Source organism: Ensifer sp. Root558 (assembly GCF_001427045.1).
Taxonomy (GTDB): Bacteria; Pseudomonadota; Alphaproteobacteria; order Rhizobiales; family Rhizobiaceae; genus Ensifer; species Ensifer adhaerens.
This window is the reverse complement of sequence record NZ_LMGC01000033.1, coordinates 400,291-419,242: the sequence shown is the minus strand read 5'-3', so window position 1 is coordinate 419,242 and position 18,952 is coordinate 400,291. Positions and strand designations below refer to the sequence as shown.

Genomic DNA, 18,952 nt, shown 5'->3' with positions numbered 1-18,952 from the left:
TTTCGGCAGGCCGGCATTTGTCTTAGTCCGGGAGTTTGCGCCGCTTCGGCTCCGCAAACCCTGTCAAAGAAGGCACGAAGCCCCCGGCTTGAGCCAACAAACGAGAAGAGGGTTACAATGTTCGCTCTCGGAAAAATTGCAGACGCGAACCAGATCATCGCCGCGCTCTCGAAGTCGCAGGCTATCATCCAGTTCGACCTGACCGGCAAGATCCTGACCGCCAATGAGAATTTCTGCCAGGCACTCGGTTACAACCTCAGCGAAATCGTCGGGCAGCACCACCGCATGTTCTGCCCCGCCGACTACGCCCAGACGCAGGAATACCGCGACTTCTGGGCCCGGCTCGGCCGCGGCGAATTCGACGCCAATGCCTACAAGCGTGTCGCCAAGGGCGGCCGCGAAATCTGGATCCAGGCGACCTACAACCCGGTGCTTCGGGGCGGCAAGCCCTACAAGGTGGTCAAGTTCGCAAGCGACATCACTGCCGCCAAGGCAAGGGCCACGGAAGATGCCGGCAAGCTCGACGCGATCTCCCGCTCCCAGGCTGTAATCGAATTCACCCCATCGGGCGAGATCCTGACCGCCAACGAAAACTTCTGCGCCGCGCTCGGCTACAGCCTCCAGGAAATCCAGGGCAAGCACCACAGCATGTTCTGCGAGCCCAACTATGCCCGCACCGCCGAATATGCCGACTTCTGGAAGCGGCTCGCCGCCGGCGAGTTCTTCTCCAACGAGTTCGTGCGCTACGGCAAGGGTGGCAAGGAGATCTGGATCCAGGCGGCCTATAACCCGATCCGCGACTTCAGCGGCAAGGTCTACAAGGTCGTCAAGTTCGCGACCGATGTCAGCGAGCGCATGAGCGCCATCAACAGCCTCGGCGCGGGCCTGCGGGCGCTCGCCGAAGGCGATCTGACGCGCAACCTCGACACGCCCTTCGTACCAAGCATGGAAGCGGTGCGGATCGACTTCAACGATGCCACCGCAAAGCTGCGCGGGGCGATGCGAACCGTCGGCGACAATGCCAGCGCGATCGCCTCCGGCGCCCGCGAGATCCGGGCCGCCGCCGACGACCTGTCGAAGCGCACCGAGCAACAGGCCGCTTCCGTGGAAGAGACCGCCGCAGCGCTCGACGAGATCACCACGACCGTCTCGGACTCCAGCCGCCGCGCCGAGGAGGCCGGAGGCTTGGTCGCCAAGACCAAGGCCGGTGCCGAACGCTCCGGCAATGTGGTCAAGAGCGCGATCGGCGCCATGGACCAGATCGAACAGTCGTCACGCGAAATCTCCAACATCATCGGCGTGATCGACGACATCGCCTTCCAGACGAACCTTTTGGCGCTGAACGCCGGCGTCGAGGCGGCGCGCGCCGGTGAAGCCGGCAAGGGCTTCGCCGTCGTCGCCCAGGAAGTGCGTGAACTGGCCCAACGCTCCGCCAGTGCCGCCAAGGACATCAAGTCGCTGATCGGCACCTCGACCGAACACGTCAAGAACGGCGTGTCGCTGGTCGGCCAGACCGGGGCGGCGCTTGAGGAAATCCTCGTCCAGGTCCAGGAGATCAACGCCAACGTCTCGGCGATCGTGGAAGCGGCACGGGAACAGTCGACCGGCCTCAAGGAGATCAACCAGGCGGTCAACTCGATGGACCAGGCGACCCAGCAGAACGCCGCGATGGTCGAGGAAAGCACGGCCGCAAGCCACGCCATGGCCCGCGAGGCCGAAGCCCTGCACGAACTGCTCCGCCAGTTCCGCTACGGCGAGCAGGCCCAGGTCGTCGACGCGAACCGCCACCTCGAAGATCGCGCGCAGCCATCACGCCTGCATGCCACCGCCCGCGCCATGCGCGGCGGACAACGAACAAGCCTGGCCGCGGCACCGGCCGCGGATGGCTGGCAGAATTTCTGAGCGCACATCCCTGCACCCCGCGCTCGGGAATGGGGAAGGCGGCGACCGGTAGCCGCCTTCCCTTAAATCTTTTCAGGAGAGTGCCCGCTTAGGAAAACACTCTCGATGAGCGCGCAGAAAGCGCTGGCGGGTAAGGAATGCAGGCTAGGCCGCTTCCGGACGTTTGATCTTTGCGGCCGCCTCCAGCACCAGCGGCGTCAGCCCCTCGCCGCCATTGTCGATATGCTCGAACAATTTGCGCCGCATGCGCGGCTCCCAGTACTTGTTGATATGGGTGGCAACGCCCTGCGCCGCCTCGCTCTCGGGCTGGCTCTTGAAGAAGGTGGCGATCTGGTTCGCCATATAGATCAGCTTGGCGTTGGTATTGTCATGCGACATCGACGGCAGCTCCGGACTTGATGCGTTCGGCATGGGTGAAAATCTCGAATTCGTCGCCGCGCACGAGCGCAATCAGCGTCATGCCCGCAGCTTCCGCCGTGCGAATGGCAAGCGCCGTCGGCGCCGAAATGGCGATGATCACAGGGCTGCCGACGACTGCCGTCTTCTGCACCATCTCGACGGACACGCGGCTGGTGACGACCACGGCGCCCTCGCTGCCCTTGAAGCCGGCGCGTGCGGCGGCACCGACCAGCTTGTCGAGCGCATTGTGGCGGCCGACATCCTCACGCACAGCGATCAGCCCGCGGCCCGGCACATAGAAGGCGGCACCGTGCACGGCGCGCGTTTCGAAATGCAGCGGCTGCTGGCCATTGAGCAGCGCTACGGCCGAAACCACGTCCTCCTGCGACAACGTCAGTCTCGAACGGGAAACGTCCGGCGTCGGCCGTACCGCCTGCTCGATCGATTCGATGCCGCAAAGACCGCAACCGACCGGCCCCGCCATGTGCCGTCGGCGTTGACGCAGCATGTCGTTCTCTTCGTCCTGAAGCACGATCTGCAAGTCGATGCCGAGATTGCCGGCGACCGTCTCGGAGACGACCTCGACCGTTTCAATCTGGCCGGGATCGGTAATGATGCCTTCGGTCAGGCTGAAGCCGACGGCGAAATCCTCGAGATCGCCGGGCGTCGCCATCATCACCGCATGGGTCGAACCACCATAGCTGAAAGCGACCGGCGTCTCCTCCGGCACGGCGCGCGCACCGTCCCGAAGCGCGCCGTTGCGGCGGGCGGCCTCGGGAACGGTCTTGGATGTCCTAAACGTCGCCATGATCGGTCGCAGCGAAAGGCATTACTCCGCCGCCTCCAGCTTACCGGAAATCCGGCGCGACTGGCGGGCCTGCTCGTCATAGTCGACCTGCCAGTCCGACGGGCCGTTCGACGGCATCACTTGCACCGCCGTCACCTTGTATTCCGGGCAGTTGGTGGCCCAGTCGGAGAAGTCGGTGGTGATGACGTTTGCCTGCGTCGTCGGGTGGTGGAAGGTGGTGTAGACGACGCCGGGCGCGACGCGATCGGTGATCAGCGAACGCAGGGTCGTCTCGCCGGCGCGGCTTGCGAGCCGGATCCAGTCGCCATCACGGATGCCGCGCTGCTCGGCGTCGTGCGGGTGGATCTCCAGCCGGTCTTCCGCATGCCAGACGACGTTGTCGGTGCGTCGCGTCTGGGCGCCGACATTGTACTGGCTAAGGATGCGGCCGGTCGTCAAAAGCAGCGGGAAGCGCGGGCCGGTGCGTTCATCCGTCGCCACATATTCGGTGCGGATGAACTTGCCTTTGCCACGCACGAAACCGTCGATATGCATGATCGGCGAACCCTCAGGATGCGCCTCGTTGCAGGGCCACTGCACCGAGCCCATCTTTTCGAGATAATCGTAGGAAACCAGCGCGAAGCTCGGCGTCGTCGCGGCGATCTCGTCCATGATCTCGGACGGATGGCGGTAGTTCCAGTTGAGGCCCATGGCCTGGGCGAGCTTCTGCGTGACCTCCCAGTCGGCATAACCGTTCTTCGGCGTCATCACCTTGCGCACGCGGTTAATGCGGCGCTCGGCATTGGTGAAGGTGCCGTCTTTTTCGAGGAAGGTCGAACCGGGCAGGAAGACGTGCGCGTAGTTGGCCGTTTCGTTCAGGAACAGGTCGTGCACGACGACGCATTCCATCGCGGCGAGGCCGGCTGCCACATGCTTGGTGTCCGGGTCGGACTGCAGGATGTCCTCGCCCTGGATGTAGAGCGCCTTGAAGGTGCCGTCGACCGCGGCATCGAGCATGTTGGGGATGCGCAGACCCGGCTCGTTGGAGATCTCGACGCCCCAGAGCTTCTCGAAGGTCTCGCGGGTGGCATCGTCGGAGATGTGACGGTAGCCCGGCAGCTCGTGCGGGAACGAACCCATGTCGCAGGAACCCTGCACGTTGTTCTGGCCGCGCAGCGGGTTCACGCCGACGCCCGGCCGACCGATATTGCCGGTGACCATGGCGAGGTTGGCGATCGCCATGACCGTCGTCGATCCCTGGCTGTGCTCGGTGACGCCGAGACCGTAATAGATCGCGCCGTTGCCGCCGGTGGCATAGAGCCTGGCCGCGCCCCGCACGAGATCGGCCGGCACGCCGGTATAGGCTTCGGTCGCCTCCGGGCTATGGTAGGGCTCGGCGACGAAGGCGGCCCAATCCTCGTACTCCGACCAGTCGCAGCGCTCGCGGATGAACTGTTCGTTGGCGAGGCCTTCGGTGACGATCACATGGGCGATCGACGTCAAGATCGCGACGTTGGTGCCGGGCTGGAGCGGCAGGTGATAGGCGGCCTCCACATGCGGCGAGCGCACGATGTCGGTGCGGCGCGGATCGATGACGATCAGCTTGGCGCCTTCGCGCAGCCGCTTCTTCAGTCGCGAGCCGAAGACCGGATGGCCGTCGGTCGGGTTGGCGCCGATGATGACGGCGACGTCGGTGAACTCGACACTGTCGAAGTTCTGCGTACCGGCCGAGGTCCCGAAGGCCTGGCCGAGGCCGTAGCCGGTCGGCGAATGGCAGACGCGGGCGCAGGTATCGACATTGTTGTTGCCGAAGCCGGCGCGCACCAGCTTCTGCACCAGATAGGTCTCTTCATTGGTGCAGCGCGACGAGGTGATGCCGCCGACGGAATCGCGGCCGTACTGATACTGGATCCGCCGGAACTCGGAGGCCACATGCGCGTAAGCCTCCTCCCAGGTGACCTCGCGCCAGGGATCGGAGATCTTCTCGCGGATCATCGGGTTGAGGATGCGGTCCTTGTGGTTGGAATAGCCGTAAGCGAAGCGGCCCTTGACGCAGGAATGGCCGCGATTGGCCTGGCCATCCTTCCACGGCACCATACGCACCAGTTCCTCGCCGCGCATTTCCGCCTTGAACGAGCAGCCGACGCCGCAATAGGCGCAGGTCGTCACTTCGGAATGTTCGGGCTGGCCGATCTCGATCACCGACTTTTCGATGAGCGTCGCCGTCGGGCAGGCCTGGACGCAGGCGCCGCAGGAGACGCATTCCGACGACATGAAGTCTTCCGCCATCCCGGCCGAAACGCGGCTGTCGAAACCGCGGCCGCCGATCGTCAGCGCGAAGGTGCCCTGCACTTCCTCGCAGGCGCGCACACAGCGCGAGCAGACGATGCATTTGGCCGGATCGTAGGTGAAATAGGGATTGGACTCGTCCTTCGGCATCCACTTGGCGTTGATCTCGCCATTGTTGCGCGCCGTGACGTGGTTCTCGCCCTCATAGCCGTAGCGCACGTCGCGCAGGCCGACTGCGCCGGCCATGTCCTGCAGCTCGCAATCGCCATTGGCAGCACAGGTCAGACAGTCGAGAGGGTGGTCGGAAATGTAGAGCTCCATCACCCCGCGGCGCACGTCCTTCAGCCGCGGCGTCTGGGTGGAGACCTCGATACCGGCTGCAACCGGCGTCGTGCAGGAGGCCGGCATGCCGGCGCGTCCCTTGATCTCGACGAGACAGAGCCGGCAGGAGCCGAAGGCATCCATCATGTCGGAAGCGCAGAGCTTCGGCACTTCTATGCCGGCATCCATCGCCGCGCGCATGATCGAAGTGCCCTCGGGCACGGTGACCTCGCGTCCGTCGATCGTCAGCGTCACCAGTTTTTCGGACTTGGAGGCCGGAGTGCCGTAGTCGATTTCATGAATGAGAGACATGGTCTTTTCCTCACTCCGCCGCTTGAACGCGCGGTGCCGGCTGAAAATCATCCGGGAAATGGGTCATGGCGCTCATGACCGGATAGGGCGTGAAGCCGCCAAGGGCGCAGAGCGAACCGAACTTCATCGTGTTGCAAAGATCGGCGAGCAGTTCGCGGTTCTTCTCCGGCTCGATGCCAGCGGCGATCCTGTCGGTCACCTCGACACCGCGCGTCGAACCGATGCGGCAGGGCGTGCACTTGCCGCAGCTTTCTACCGCGCAGAATTCCATCGCAAAGCGCGCCTGGTGCAGCATGTCGACGGTGTCGTCGAAGACGACGATGCCGGCATGGCCGATCAGACCGTCACGCGCGGCAAAGGCTTCGTAGTCGAACGGCGTATCGAACAGGGCACGGGGAAAATAGGCGCCGAGCGGACCGCCGACCTGCACGGCCTTGACCGGCCGGCCACTCGCCGTGCCGCCGCCGATGTGATCGATGATCTCGCCGAGCGCCAGGCCGAAGGCGGTTTCGTAGAGACCGGCATGCTTGACGTTGCCGGCGATCTGGATCGGGATCGTGCCGCGCGACCGGCCCATGCCGAAGTCGCGGTAATAGGCGGCGCCCTTGTCCATGATGATGGGGACGGAGGCGAGCGAGATCACGTTGTTGATCACGGTCGGACAGTCGAAGAGGCCCTTGTGCGCGGGAAGCGGCGGCTTGGCCCGCACGATGCCGCGTTTGCCTTCGAGGCTATTGAGCAGCGCCGTTTCCTCGCCGCAGACATAGGCACCTGCGCCCTCGCGCACTTCCATATCGAAGGCCCGACCGGAACCGAGCACCGAGGTGCCGAGCACGCCGGCCTTGCGGGCGATCTCGATCGCCTCAGCCATCGCCGCGATCGCATGCGGGTATTCGGAGCGGGTGTAAATGAAGCCCTTGGTCGCGCCGGTCGCGATGCCGGCGATCGCCATGCCCTCGATCAGCACGAAGGGATCGCCTTCCATGATCATCCGGTCGGCAAAGGTGCCGCTATCGCCCTCGTCGGCGTTGCAGACGATGTACTTCCGATCACCCGCCGCATCGAGAACGGTCTTCCACTTGATGCCGGTCGGAAAGCCTGCGCCGCCACGGCCGCGAAGGCCGCTTTCGGTCACCTGCGCGACAATGTCCTGCGGCGCCATGGCAATGGCATTGCGCAGACCGGCGAGCCCGCCATGGGCCTGGTAATCGTCGAGCGAAAGCGGATCGATGATACCGCAGCGGGCAAAGGTCAGCCGCGTCTGCTGCTTCAGGAAGGGGATCTCCTCGGTCTTCCCGAGACAGAGGGCATGATCGCCGCCGTCGAGCAGGGCGGCATCGAGCAGTGAGGAAACGTCATGTGCCTTGACCGGGCCATAGGCAACGCGGCCGTCAGCCGTTTCCACCTCGATCAGCGGCTCCAGCCAATGCATGCCGCGCGAACCGTTGCGCACGATCGTGGCGTCGAGGCCGCGTGCGCCGATCGCCTCGGCCATGGCCTTGGCTACCTTGTCGGCGCCGAGCGCCACGGCCGCGGCGTCCCGCGGAATGTAGATCTTTGCGGTCATCGACGCGCCTCCTGAACGAGCGCTTCGAGATCGGCGGCATCGACCCGGGCATGCACCTCTCCGTCCAGCATGGCGGAGGGTGCGCAGGAACAGAGCCCGAGACAGTAGACCGGCTCCAGCGTCACCGCGCCATCCGGGGTCGTCTGGTGAAAATCGATGCCGAGCAGCCGCTTCGCGCGCTCGGCCAGCTGGTCGCCGCCCATCGACTGACAGGCTTCGGCGCGACAGAGCTTCAGCACGTGGCGCCCCGCGGGGTGATCGCGGAAATCATGGTAGAAGCTCATCACCCCATAGACTTCGGCGCGCGAGAGGTTGAGTTCGCGGGCAATCACCGGAAGACATTCCTGCGGCACATAGCCGAACTCTTCCTGCAGTTCGTGCAGGATCGGCAGCAAGGGCCCTTCCAGCCTCTTCAGCTCCTCGACGATGGCGAGCGTGGTTTCCGCGATATCGGCGCGCGGCTGATGGATGTTCAACGGGAGCCCTCCCGGCTCATGGGCGAGGCGGCAGCACCCGAAACGGACGACCGGCCCAGCCGACATTTCACTTCTGGCGAAGGCCGTTCCTCGGCGGTCTCCGGCCATGATCAAAAAGCTTCGCGCTTATGGCCGCATGGGTCAATAAGGCTGTTCCGTCGATCGATAGAAAAAATCTATCGAGCCTGATTTCGCTCGCCGAGAATGCGTGCTTCGTGCAGCAAGGCCGACACCAGCGGCGTAAACGGCTCACGATGCGTCGCAACCAGGCCGACCGTGTGACGAGCGTCCGGATCGACGATCGGGATCATCCGGATATCTTCGTGAAAACCGAATGATTTCGCGACGTTGAATGGCATGATGCTGGCCCAGCGGCCGGTGCGCACATGCGAAAAAAGCACGATCATCGAGTTCGATTCGAGCGTCGGTTTGGCGACGGCACCGGCCTCCGAAAAATGCTGGTTGATGATGCGGCGGTTCTGCATATCGGCCGTCAATAGACAAAGCCGAACGTCGCTAACCTCTTTCCACGTCACGCTTTCCCGCTCCGAAAGCGGTGTTCCGGCGGCGGTGACGAGGTGATAGCGCTCGACCTGGAGCGGAACGCTCGTCACCCGGCCGAGCGGCTCGTTCTCCAGATAGGTGAGCCCCGCATCGATCTCGAGATTTTCGAGCAGCGCCAGGATCTGCACCGACGTCGTCGAGAGCACGGAAAAGGTGACATCAGGGTGCTTTTCCTGGAATGGCGCCGTGATCATCGGCACCATGGCAAGTGTCGTCGGCACCGCGGCCAGCCGGATATGGCCAGAAAGACCCTTGCGCGCCGCCCGCATCTCCTCACGCATGGTGCGGGTATCGCCGACGATGCGCCGCGCCCATTCGAGTACGCGCTGGCCCTCGGGCGTCAGGCCCTGAAAGCGCGACCCGCGGCTGACGAGCATGACGCCGAGCTGATCCTCAAGCTGGCGGATGGCCGCCGACAGCGTCGGTTGCGTCACCCCACACTCCTCCGCCGCGCGACCAAAATGCCTTTCGCGGGCGAGAACGAGGAACATTTCCAGCTTGTCGATCATGTCCGGCCTTCAGTTGTTGTGGCTCTGCCCCTCACCCTAACCCTCTCCCGCTCGCGGGACGTGGCGCTTCGCGAGGTCGCCCCTTCATGATGCAGGCCCCGAATGGAGTGGGGGACGCGAGCGGGCGCCGCAGCCTTCCTTCTCCCCGCAAGCGAGGAGAAGGTGCCGGTAGGCGGATGAGGGGCAGCCGACTTCATCTACCGCTCAAACGATCAGCTGCCCGCCATTCACCTCCAGCACCTGCCCGGTGATGTAACCCGACAGCGCGTGCGAGGCGAGGAAGAGATAGGCGGGCGCGCAGTCTTCCGCCGTCCCGAGCCGACCAAGCGGAATGGTCTTGCGGGTCGCCTCCAGCTTCTCCGGCGATGAGTAGCGCTCGTGGAATTCGGTGGTGATCGTCCCCGGCGAAACGCAGTTGACACGGATGCCATCGGGCGCGAGTTCCCGCGCCAAGGCCTTGGAATAGGTGGAAACGAACGCCTTCGTCGCTGAATAGATCGACGATCCGGCGCTGCCGCCGGTAACCGCAGAGATCGAGACGGTGTTGACGATCGCCGGATGCGTACCCTTGCGCAACAGCGGCAGCATCGCCCGCGTCATCTCGACGACCGCGGTCTGGTTGAGCTGGACGACGGTCTGGTACTGCTCGTCGGACAGCTCCGCCGCCGGGAAGCGGCCGACCATCGTGCCGGCATTGTTGATGAGGATATCGATGCTCTCGAAGCGGCTGCGCACCACGTCGGCCAGCCCCTCGACACCATCCGGCGCGAGAAAATCCGCCGTCGCCACATAGGCCCGGCCTTCCGTCGCCGCAGATTCGAGAAAATCGGGCAGGTCGCCGATCGACCGGCCGGCATGGACGAGTACATGCGCGCCACAATCCAGGAACTGCCGGGCAACCTCGAGCCCGATGCCGCGCCCGGCACCGGTGATCACGACGGTCATGCCCTTGAACAAGGCCGGATGAAACATGTCTTTCCCCTCTTCACTCCTAAGGCAGGGTCGCCTATCGCCGTAGCGAATGCAACGCGCGCCGACACCCTGGACCCGCTGCGAAAGCGATTTCGCCGCAAACGCCGATTCTGAAATTGCGCGGCTTTCGTTTTTGCATATTATGAAACAAAACGAAAATGGGGAGGATGGAATGTATTTGACCGGTCGGCAGGAGGAGATCCTGGAACTGGCAAAAAGCGAGGGCCGGGTACTGGTCGAGGAGCTGGCGCAGCGCTTTTCTGTCACGCCGCAGACCATCCGAAAGGACCTGAACGACCTCTGCGACGCCAAGATCCTGAACCGCATTCATGGCGGCGCGATCTTCCCGAGCGGCAAGGAAAACGTCAAATACGACGCCCGCCGCCAGATCGCGGCACCGGAGAAACAGGCGATCGGCAAGGCCGCCGCCGAACTCATCCCCGACAACGCGTCGCTGTTCATCAATATCGGCACCACCACCGAAGCTGTGGGCGAGGCCCTGCTCGACCACAAGGAATTGATGGTCATCACCAACAACATCAATGTCGCCAATCGCTTACGCGTTTTCCCCTCGATCGAGGTGGTGATCACCGGCGGCGTCGTGCGCGGCTCGGACGGCGGCATCGTCGGCGAGGCCGCCGTCGATTTCATCAAGCAGTTCAAGGTCGACTTCGCCGTCATCGGCGCCTCGGCGATCGACCATGACGGCGCGCTGCTGGATTTCGATTTTCGCGAAGTGAAAGTCGCCCAGGCGATCATCGCCAATGCGCGCCATGTCATTCTGGTTTCCGACTCGACCAAATTCGAAAGAACCGCGCCTGTTCGCATCGGCCATATATCGCAGGTCCAGACCTTCATCACCGACCGCTGCACGCTCGAAAACGTCAGGAAAATCTGTGTTGAACAGGACGTTCGCCTGATCGAAACCGACGCCTGACACGGGAGATTTAGCCACCCCTAAAGATTCGGGGAGCATTCGTTTGACATTCGATATGTTTTCGTTTTAACTGATTTCACTTTCGCTTATGCATCAATTTGTGCATCGCGAAATGTGGAGGGGAAACAGCAGTGTCAGAGCAGGCAATCTACGACGTCTTCGTCATCGGCGGCGGCATCAACGGATGCGGCATCGCGCGCGACGCGGTCGGCCGTGGGTACTCGGTCGCCTTGGCCGAAATGAACGATTTCGCTTCCGGCACGTCCTCCGGCTCCACCAAGCTCATTCACGGCGGCCTGCGCTACCTCGAACATTACGAATTCCGCCTCGTGCGCGAAGCGCTGATGGAGCGCGAGGTGCTGTGGGCAATGGCGCCGCACGTCATCTGGCCGATGCGCTTCGTGCTGCCCTATCACAAGGGCGGCCTGCGCCCGGCCTGGCTCATCCGCCTCGGCCTCTTCCTTTATGACCATATCGGCGGCCGCAAGCTGCTGCCGGCAACGGCGACGCTGGACATGAACCGCGATCCCGCCGGCAAACCGCTGAAGCGCCTGTTCAACAAGGCCTTCGAATATTCCGACGGCTGGGTCAACGACGCCCGCCTCGTGGTCTTGAATGCCCGCGACGCTGCCGACCGCGGCGCCGTCATCATGGCCCGTACCCGCGTCGTCGCTGCACGTCGCGACGGTGGGCTCTGGGCCATCGAAACCGAGAACCAGGCAACCGGCGAACGCAAGACGCTCAAGGCCCGCATGCTCATCAATGCCGCCGGCCCCTGGGTCGACGCGGTTCTCTCGGGCGCGCTCGGCAAGAACGACGTGCACAATGTCCGCCTCGTTCAGGGCAGCCACATCGTCGTGAAGAAGAAGTTCGACGATCCGCGCGCCTATTTCTTCCAGAACCCGGATGGCCGCATCATGTTCGCCATCCCTTACGAAGAAGACTTCACGCTGATCGGTACCACCGACCGCGACTACACCGGTAATCCGGGCGAGGTGCGCATCAGCGACGCGGAGGTCGACTATCTCTGCCGGGCAGCAAGCGAGTATTTCCTTGAGCCGGTGGAAAAGGACGACATCGTCTGGACCTATTCGGCCGTTCGCCCGCTTTACGACGACGGCGCCAGCAAGGCGCAGGAAGCGACGCGCGACTACGTGCTGCGGGTCGAGGGTGACAAGGGTGCGGCACCACTGCTCAACGTCTTCGGCGGCAAGCTCACGACCTATCGCCGCCTCGGCGAATCCGCGCTGGAAAAGATCGGCGAGGCGATCGGCGTCAAGGGTTCGAAATGGACCGCCGGCTCCAGGCTTCCGGGCGGCGATTTTCCCGCCCAGGGTTATGCCGACGAAGTCGCAAGACTGCGAAAGCAATATCCCTTCCTTGCGCCCCAGCATGCGCGTCGCCTCGTGCGCCTCTATGGCACGCGCGCCGCAGCACTTCTGGGTTCGGCGTCGAACGAGGCCGGTCTCGGCCACCATTTCGGCGCCGATCTCTACGAGGCCGAGGTCAAGTGGCTGATGACGCAGGAATGGGCGCGGCACGCCGAGGACGTGCTGTGGCGGCGCACGAAATTGGGATTGAAGCTGACGCCGGGCGAGGCGGCAGCGCTGGAGGAATACATGCGAGGCGCGGCCAACGCAGCCGCCTGACAACGCTCGCATTCAATGCATTTCCAACACGGGCGCGCGCGCCCGGAAATGCAGAAAACCGATGAGATAGAGCGTTTCCGCGCTGGGGTGGAAAACGCTCGGACTGCCGACAGGCTGGGTGGAGAATTCAATGCTTGAAATGAAGAAGATATCCAAGGTCGTAGGCGGGGAGACGCATATCTACCCGACCGACCTGGTGCTGGAGAGGGGGTCGCTGAACGTTCTGCTCGGCCCGACCCTTTCCGGCAAGACGTCGCTGATGCGGCTGATGGCCGGTCTCGACAAGCCCGCCTCCGGTTCGCTCCTTTTCGACGGCGCCGACGTCACCGGCCTGCCGGTGCAGAAGCGTTCGGTCGCCATGGTCTACCAGCAGTTCATCAACTATCCGGCGATGACCGTTTACGAAAACATCGCCTCACCGATGCGCATCAGCGGCGCCGACACCGCCACCATCGACCGCGAGGTGCGCAAGGCGGCCGATCTGCTGAAGCTGACGCCTTATCTCGACCGCACGCCCTTGAACCTCTCAGGTGGCCAGCAGCAGCGCACGGCACTTGCCCGCGCCATCGTCAAGAACGCCGATCTGGTGCTGCTCGACGAGCCACTCGCCAACCTCGACTACAAGCTGCGCGAGGAACTGCGCGAGGAACTGCCGAAGATCTTCGCCGCCTCCGGCGCCATCTTCGTCTATGCGACGACCGAGCCTTCGGAAGCGCTGCTGCTCGGCGGCAACACCGCAGCCCTCAGCCAGGGCCGCATCACCCAGTTCGACAAGACAATCGACGTCTATCGCCGCCCGGTCGACCTGATCACCGCCCGCACCTTCGCCGATCCGCCGCTGAACTGCATCGAGCTGGTCAAAGCGGGCTCGGCCTTCACGCTCGACGGCAAGTCTGTGCTCACCGTCCCGGCACATCTGGCTGGCATCGGCAACGGTCCCTGCACCGTCGCGTTCCAGCCGCATCACCTGTCGTTTGACCGCCCGCAGGGTGGCGGCGATGCCCTGACGGTGAAGACGGCGATCTCCGAAATTGCCGGCTCCGAAAGCTTCATTCACGTCGGTTTTGCCAATGCGCGCTGGGTGATGCTGGCGCCGGGCATTCACGACATCGAACCCGACGCAACCCTCGAGGTCTTCGTCGATACCCGCCATCTCATGGCCTTCGGGCCGGACGGACGCGCCATCGGCGGCACGGCCTAAAGGAGGCGCTGGGAGGAAAACATGGCACGCATCAATCTCAACCATATCCGCCACGCCTATGGCGCCAAGCCGAAGTCGGAAAACGACTACGCGCTGAAGGAAGTGCACCACGAGTGGAACGACGGCGGCGCCTATGCGCTGCTCGGGCCCTCCGGCTGCGGCAAGACCACGCTGCTCAACATTATCTCTGGCCTGATCAACCCGTCCGAAGGCGAGATCCTCTTCGACGGCAAGGACGTGACGCATCTGTCGACCCAGGAACGCAACATCGCCCAGGTGTTCCAGTTCCCGGTCATCTACGACACGATGACGGTTTACGATAATCTGGCCTTCCCCTTGCGCAACCGGCATGTGCCGGAGGCCGAGGTCGACCGCCGCGTCAAGGAAACGATCGAGATGATCGGCCTTGGCGGCTGGGCGAAGAAGACGGCTCGGGGCCTCACCGCCGACCAGAAGCAGAAGATCTCGCTCGGCCGCGGCCTCGTGCGCAACGACGTCAGCGCGATCCTCTTCGACGAACCGCTGACCGTCATCGATCCGGAAATGAAGTGGGTGCTGCGCTCACAGATCAAGCGCCTGCACAAGCAGTTCGGCTTCACCATGGTCTACGTCACCCACGACCAGACCGAGGCGCTGACCTTCGCCGACAAGGTCGTCGTCATGTATGACGGCCAGATCGTGCAGATCGGCACGCCGGCGGAACTCTTCGAGCGCCCGCGCCACACCTTTGTCGGCTACTTCATCGGCTCGCCGGGCATGAACGTGCTGCCGGTCAAGCTCGACGGCGGCACCGCGACGATCGGCGGCGAGCAGTTGGGCCTCACCTTCCAACCCAAGGTCAAGGCCGGCGCCAAGACCGAGCTCGGCATCCGCCCGGAATTCGTCTCGCTCGGTCGCGAAGGCATGCCGGTCGCGATCACCAAGGTCGAGGATATCGGCCGCCACAAGATCGTGCGCGCCCGTTTTGCCGACCAGCCGATCTCGATCATCGTCGATGAGGACGGCGAGATCCCCGCCGAGCCGCGCGTCACCTTCGATCCGAAAGCCATCAACATCTACGCCGATTCCTGGCGCGTCGGCGAGGAGGCCTGACCATGGAGAAAACCTGGAACAACAAGGCCTGGTTCATGGTGCTGCCGGTCCTCGTGCTCGTCGCCTTCTCGGCCGTCATCCCGCTGATGACCGTCGTCAACTATTCGGTCCAGGACACCTTCGGCAACAACCAGTTTTTCTGGGCCGGCACCGACTGGTACGTGCAGGTGCTGACGTCGGACCGCTTCTGGGACGCGCTCAGCCGCAACCTGATCTTCTCGGCGATCATTCTGGCGATCGAAATCCCGCTCGGCATCATCATCGCGCTCAACATGCCGAAGAAGGGTCTTGGCGTACCGGTCTGCCTCGTCCTGATGGCGCTGCCGCTCTTGATCCCGTGGAACGTCGTCGGCACCATCTGGCAGGTCTTCGGCCGCGTCGACATCGGCCTGCTCGGCCGTACGCTCGAAGCGATCGGTATCAACTACAATTACGTGCAGAACCCCGTTGCCGCCTGGGTCACGCTGATCGTCATGGACGTCTGGCACTGGACGAGCCTCGTCGTCCTGCTCTGCTATGCCGGTCTCGTCTCGATCCCCGACGCCTATTACCAGGCGGCCAAGATCGACGGCGCCTCGCGCTGGTCGGTGTTCCGCTACATCCAGCTGCCGAAGATGAAGCGCGTGCTTTTGATCGCCTTCCTGCTGCGGTTCATGGATAGCTTCATGATCTACACCGAGCCCTTCGTCGTCACCGGCGGCGGTCCCGGCAACTCGACAACCTTCCTGTCCATCGACCTCGTCAAGACGGCCATCGGCCAGTTCGACCTCGGTCCGGCGGCAGCGCTATCGATCATCTACTTCCTCATCATCCTGCTGCTCTCGTGGATCTTCTACACCGTGATGACCACGAGCGACGCGCAGGGCTGACAAAGGCGGGAGGAGAAACAAAATGCAAAAACAACCACTTACCGAACGCCTCTCCTGGCTGGTGCCGACGGTCTACATCGTCTTCCTGCTCCTGCCGATCTATTGGCTCGTCAACATGAGCTTCAAGGAAACGAGCGAGATCCTGAGCACCTTCTCGCTCTGGCCGGTCAATCCGACGCTCCGGAACTACCAGGTGATCTTCACCGACCCCTCCTGGTACAACGGCTACATCAACTCGATCATCTACGTCGTCATGAACACGGTGATCTCGGTGACGGCAGCGCTGCCGGCGGCCTACGCCTTCTCGCGCTACCGCTTCCTCGGCGACAAGCACCTGTTCTTCTGGCTCTTGACCAACCGCATGGCGCCGCCGGCCGTCTTCGCGCTGCCCTTCTTCCAGCTCTATTCGGCCTTCGGCCTGATCGACACGCACATCGCGGTTGCCCTTGCGCACTGCCTGTTCAACGTGCCGCTCGCGGTCTGGATCCTGGAAGGCTTCATGTCGGGCGTGCCGAAGGAGATCGACGAGACCGCCTATATCGACGGTTACTCGTTCCCGCGCTTCTTCGTGAAGATCTTCATGCCGCTGATCGCCTCGGGCATCGGTGTCGCTGCGTTCTTCTGCTTCATGTTCTCCTGGGTCGAACTGCTGCTTGCCCGCACGCTGACGACCACGGACGCCAAGCCGATCGCCGCCACCATGACCCGCACGGTCTCCGCCTCCGGTCTCGACTGGGGCGTGCTGGCGGCCGCCGGCGTGCTCACCATCATTCCGGGCGCACTCGTGATCTATTTCGTTCGCAACTACATCGCCAAGGGCTTTGCCCTGGGGAGGGTATGATGACCGCTCAACCCGTTCGCAACGCCCGCTGGCAACTGCCGTTTGCCGCCGTTCTCGTCGTCTACGCCGCCGTTGCCGGGCTGCTCTTCAGCATGCTGCCCATCAAGGACGGCGCGCGCGACTGGTTCGCGCCGCTCATCCCCGGTGGCTGGATGGCCTGGTCGTTTCCGTCGGCCATGTTCTTCCTGACGATCTTCGCACTGCTGTCGATGATGGCGGTCTGGGAATATGCCTCGCCCGGCGGCAACCCGCGCGTCGGCATCCTGCGCTTCGAGACGACACGGGGCGATCGCCTCTTCGTGTCACTGCTCGGCAGCGCCTTCATTCACCTCGCATGGCTCGGCTTCGTCGGCGGGCAGAACCTGTGGTGGGCGCTCGCGCTCTCCCTGGTCTATGCCGTCGGCGTCTTCCGCTACGTCTGAGGCGAACCGATTTGAGGGGCCGCCAGACGGGCGGCCCCTCGAAAGATAAAGAACCGCATTCGCAAACCTAAGGGAGGGAATTATGCGACGGCATCTTTTGACTACGACGGCAGCTATGCTGCTGGCTTTCACCGGCAGCGCTTTTGCCGGCATGGACGAAGCCAAGAAATTCCTCGACAGCGAGATCGGCGACATGTCCTCGCTCGACCGCGCCGGCCAGGAAGCCGAAATGCAGTGGTTCGTCGATGCGGCGAAACCCTTTGCCGGCATGGAAATCAAGGTCGTTTCCGAAACGATCACCACTCATGAATACGAATCGAAGACCCTGGCCAAGGCCTTCTCCGACATCACCGGCATCAAGATCACCCACGACCTGATCGGCGAAGGCGACGTCGTCGAAAAGCTGCAGACTCAGATGCAGTCGGGCGAAAACGTTTATGACGCCTACATCAACGACTCGGATCTGATCGGTACCCATTGGCGCTACCAGCAGGCCCGCAGCCTGACCGACTTCATGGCCAATGAAGGCAAGGACGTCACCAACCCGAACCTCGACATCGACGACTTCATCGGCAAGTCCTTCACGACAGCACCGGACGGCAAGCTCTACCAGCTTCCCGACCAGCAGTTCGCGAACCTCTACTGGTTCCGCTACGACTGGTTCAACGACGAGAAGAACAAGGCGGACTTCAAGGCGAAGTACGGCTACGACCTCGGCGTTCCGGTCAACTGGTCGGCCTATGAGGATATCGCCGAGTTCTTCACCGGTCGCGAAGTCGATGGCAAGAAAGTCTATGGCCACATGGACTACGGCAAGAAGGACCCGTCGCTCGGCTGGCGCTTCACCGACGCCTGGCTGTCGATGGCCGGCAACGGCGACAAGGGCATCCCGAACGGCAAGCCGGTCGACGAGTGGGGCATCAAGGTCGACGAAAACTCGCGCCCGGTCGGCTCCTGCGTTGCCCGCGGTGGCGACACCAACGGCCCGGCCGCTGTCTACTCCATCCAGAAGTATCTCGACTGGATGAAGGCCTACGCACCGGCAGCTGCGCAGGGCATGACCTTCTCGGAATCCGGCCCGGTTCCGTCGCAGGGCGAAGTCGCCCAGCAGATGTTCACCTACACGGCGTTCACCGCCGACTTCGTCAAGCCGGGCCTGCCCGTCGTCAACGAGGACGGCACGCCGAAGTGGCGTTTTGCTCCGAGCCCGCATGGTGTCTACTGGAAGGACGGCATGAAGCTCGGTTACCAGGACGCCGGTTCCTGGACGCTGCTGAAGTCCACGCCTGACGACCGCGCCAAGGCCGCCTGGCTCTATGCGCAGTTCGTCACCTCGAAGACCGTCGACGTGAAGAAGAGCCATGTCGGCCTCACCTTCATCCGCCAGTCGACGCTCGACCACAAGAGCTTCACGGACCGCGCTCCGAAGCTCGGCGGTCTGATCGAGTTCTACCGTTCGCCGGCCCGCCTGCAGTGGTCGCCGACCGGCACGAACGTTCCTGACTATCCGAAGCTGGCTCAGCTTTGGTGGCAGGCGATCGGCGATGCATCCTCGGGTGCCAAGACCGCTCAGGAAGCCATGGACTCGCTGTGCGCCGAGCAGGAGAAGGTTCTCTCCCGTCTCGAACGCTCGGGCGTTCAGGGCGACATCGGTCCGAAGCTCGCCGAAGAGCACGATCTCGAGTACTGGAACAAGGATGCCGTTTCCAAGGGCAACCTCGCTCCGCAGCTGAAGATCGAGAACGAGAAGGAAAAGCCGCAGACCGTCAACTACGACGATCTGGTCAAGAGCTGGCAGAAGTAAGAAACCAACGGCCGCCTGCAAAACGGGCGGCCCTCATCT

General features: G+C 63.4%; 16 protein-coding genes. 9 read left to right on the top strand and 7 right to left on the bottom strand.

All coding sequences use genetic code 11. The features are described from left to right. The first annotated feature begins 117 nt into the window (after positions 1-117). Positions 118-1,902 carry a PAS domain-containing methyl-accepting chemotaxis protein gene (locus ASD63_RS25960; protein ID WP_034802419.1) on the top strand — a complete coding sequence of 595 codons (1,785 nt, stop codon included), beginning with the start codon at positions 118-120 and terminating at the stop codon, positions 1,900-1,902. A gap of 144 nt (positions 1,903-2,046) precedes the next feature. Here ASD63_RS25960 and ASD63_RS25955 read toward each other — a convergent pair whose 3' ends face one another. The 7 genes from ASD63_RS25955 to ASD63_RS25925 all read right to left on the bottom strand — a co-directional run bounded on the left by ASD63_RS25955 (position 2,047) and on the right by ASD63_RS25925 (position 10,098). Beyond that, positions 2,047-2,280, bottom strand: coding sequence for a formate dehydrogenase subunit delta (locus ASD63_RS25955; RefSeq protein WP_034802422.1), 234 nt, complete (start codon positions 2,278-2,280; stop codon positions 2,047-2,049). Further along, positions 2,270-3,109: a formate dehydrogenase accessory sulfurtransferase FdhD gene (fdhD, locus tag ASD63_RS25950; RefSeq protein ID WP_034802424.1), complete on the bottom strand. Its 840-nt coding sequence runs from the start codon at positions 3,107-3,109 to the stop codon at positions 2,270-2,272. The genes ASD63_RS25955 and fdhD overlap by 11 nt, the downstream gene beginning before the upstream one ends. 21 nt (positions 3,110-3,130) lie before the next feature. Beyond that, positions 3,131-6,010 (bottom strand): formate dehydrogenase subunit alpha, encoded by a 2,880-nt coding sequence (gene fdhF, locus ASD63_RS25945; RefSeq protein ID WP_034802427.1) that lies wholly within the window; start codon positions 6,008-6,010, stop codon positions 3,131-3,133. A gap of 10 nt (positions 6,011-6,020) precedes the next feature. Beyond that, complete coding sequence (locus ASD63_RS25940; RefSeq protein WP_034802429.1) at positions 6,021-7,577, bottom strand: NADH-quinone oxidoreductase subunit NuoF; 1,557 nt, start codon at positions 7,575-7,577, stop codon at positions 6,021-6,023. After that, positions 7,574-8,053, bottom strand: coding sequence for a formate dehydrogenase subunit gamma (locus ASD63_RS25935; protein WP_034802432.1), 480 nt, complete (start codon positions 8,051-8,053; stop codon positions 7,574-7,576). Before ASD63_RS25935 ends, ASD63_RS25940 begins: the two co-directional genes overlap by 4 nt. A 176-nt stretch (positions 8,054-8,229) precedes the next feature. Continuing rightward, entirely contained in the window at positions 8,230-9,126 is an 897-nt protein-coding gene (locus ASD63_RS25930) for a LysR family transcriptional regulator (protein WP_034802435.1), read from the bottom strand. Between the two features lie 204 nt (positions 9,127-9,330). After that, positions 9,331-10,098, bottom strand: coding sequence for an SDR family oxidoreductase (locus ASD63_RS25925; protein WP_034802437.1), 768 nt, complete (start codon positions 10,096-10,098; stop codon positions 9,331-9,333). Between the two features lie 172 nt (positions 10,099-10,270). On the opposite strand from ASD63_RS25925, the gene ASD63_RS25920 reads away from it, so the two are divergent. The 8 genes from ASD63_RS25920 to ASD63_RS25885 all read left to right on the top strand — a co-directional run bounded on the left by ASD63_RS25920 (position 10,271) and on the right by ASD63_RS25885 (position 18,913). Further along, complete coding sequence (locus ASD63_RS25920) at positions 10,271-11,035, top strand: DeoR/GlpR family DNA-binding transcription regulator (protein ID WP_034802440.1); 765 nt, start codon at positions 10,271-10,273, stop codon at positions 11,033-11,035. Between the two features lie 131 nt (positions 11,036-11,166). Beyond that, positions 11,167-12,684 (top strand): glycerol-3-phosphate dehydrogenase, encoded by a 1,518-nt coding sequence (gene glpD, locus ASD63_RS25915; protein ID WP_034802443.1) that lies wholly within the window; start codon positions 11,167-11,169, stop codon positions 12,682-12,684. 130 nt (positions 12,685-12,814) lie between these two features. Continuing rightward, the gene (locus ASD63_RS25910; protein ID WP_034802446.1) at positions 12,815-13,885 is read left to right on the top strand and encodes an ABC transporter ATP-binding protein; all 1,071 of its coding nucleotides are present in this window, start codon (positions 12,815-12,817) and stop codon (positions 13,883-13,885) included. 21 nt (positions 13,886-13,906) lie between these two features. Next, on the top strand, positions 13,907-14,977 hold the full coding sequence (locus ASD63_RS25905; RefSeq protein ID WP_034802449.1) for an ABC transporter ATP-binding protein: 1,071 nt from the start codon (positions 13,907-13,909) through the stop codon (positions 14,975-14,977). A 2-nt stretch (positions 14,978-14,979) separates the two neighbouring features. Next, positions 14,980-15,846, top strand: coding sequence for a sugar ABC transporter permease (locus tag ASD63_RS25900; RefSeq protein WP_034802451.1), 867 nt, complete (start codon positions 14,980-14,982; stop codon positions 15,844-15,846). Between the two features lie 22 nt (positions 15,847-15,868). Further along, positions 15,869-16,687: a carbohydrate ABC transporter permease gene (locus ASD63_RS25895; RefSeq protein ID WP_034802454.1), complete on the top strand. Its 819-nt coding sequence runs from the start codon at positions 15,869-15,871 to the stop codon at positions 16,685-16,687. After that, the gene (locus ASD63_RS25890; RefSeq protein WP_034802456.1) at positions 16,687-17,109 is read left to right on the top strand and encodes a DUF2160 domain-containing protein; all 423 of its coding nucleotides are present in this window, start codon (positions 16,687-16,689) and stop codon (positions 17,107-17,109) included. Before ASD63_RS25895 ends, ASD63_RS25890 begins: the two co-directional genes overlap by 1 nt. An 82-nt stretch (positions 17,110-17,191) precedes the next feature. Then, positions 17,192-18,913 carry an ABC transporter substrate-binding protein gene (locus ASD63_RS25885; protein ID WP_034802459.1) on the top strand — a complete coding sequence of 574 codons (1,722 nt, stop codon included), beginning with the start codon at positions 17,192-17,194 and terminating at the stop codon, positions 18,911-18,913. Positions 18,914-18,952: the final 39 nt, after the last annotated feature.

What these genes read in the sequence shown, in the direction of transcription:
- ASD63_RS25960 (WP_034802419.1), top strand. Translation starts at nt 118, where the DNA reads ATGTTCGCTCTCGGAAAAATTGCAGACGCGAACCAGATCATCGCCGCG.
- ASD63_RS25955 (WP_034802422.1), bottom strand. Translation starts at nt 2,280, where the DNA reads ATGTCGCATGACAATACCAACGCCAAGCTGATCTATATGGCGAACCAG.
- fdhD (WP_034802424.1), bottom strand. Translation starts at nt 3,109, where the DNA reads ATGGCGACGTTTAGGACATCCAAGACCGTTCCCGAGGCCGCCCGCCGC.
- fdhF (WP_034802427.1), bottom strand. Translation starts at nt 6,010, where the DNA reads ATGTCTCTCATTCATGAAATCGACTACGGCACTCCGGCCTCCAAGTCC.
- ASD63_RS25940 (WP_034802429.1), bottom strand. Translation starts at nt 7,577, where the DNA reads ATGACCGCAAAGATCTACATTCCGCGGGACGCCGCGGCCGTGGCGCTC.
- ASD63_RS25930 (WP_034802435.1), bottom strand. Translation starts at nt 9,126, where the DNA reads ATGATCGACAAGCTGGAAATGTTCCTCGTTCTCGCCCGCGAAAGGCAT.
- ASD63_RS25925 (WP_034802437.1), bottom strand. Translation starts at nt 10,098, where the DNA reads ATGTTTCATCCGGCCTTGTTCAAGGGCATGACCGTCGTGATCACCGGT.
- ASD63_RS25920 (WP_034802440.1), top strand. Translation starts at nt 10,271, where the DNA reads ATGTATTTGACCGGTCGGCAGGAGGAGATCCTGGAACTGGCAAAAAGC.
- ASD63_RS25910 (WP_034802446.1), top strand. Translation starts at nt 12,815, where the DNA reads ATGCTTGAAATGAAGAAGATATCCAAGGTCGTAGGCGGGGAGACGCAT.
- ASD63_RS25905 (WP_034802449.1), top strand. Translation starts at nt 13,907, where the DNA reads ATGGCACGCATCAATCTCAACCATATCCGCCACGCCTATGGCGCCAAG.
- ASD63_RS25900 (WP_034802451.1), top strand. Translation starts at nt 14,980, where the DNA reads ATGGAGAAAACCTGGAACAACAAGGCCTGGTTCATGGTGCTGCCGGTC.
- ASD63_RS25895 (WP_034802454.1), top strand. Translation starts at nt 15,869, where the DNA reads ATGCAAAAACAACCACTTACCGAACGCCTCTCCTGGCTGGTGCCGACG.
- ASD63_RS25890 (WP_034802456.1), top strand. Translation starts at nt 16,687, where the DNA reads ATGACCGCTCAACCCGTTCGCAACGCCCGCTGGCAACTGCCGTTTGCC.
- ASD63_RS25885 (WP_034802459.1), top strand. Translation starts at nt 17,192, where the DNA reads ATGCGACGGCATCTTTTGACTACGACGGCAGCTATGCTGCTGGCTTTC.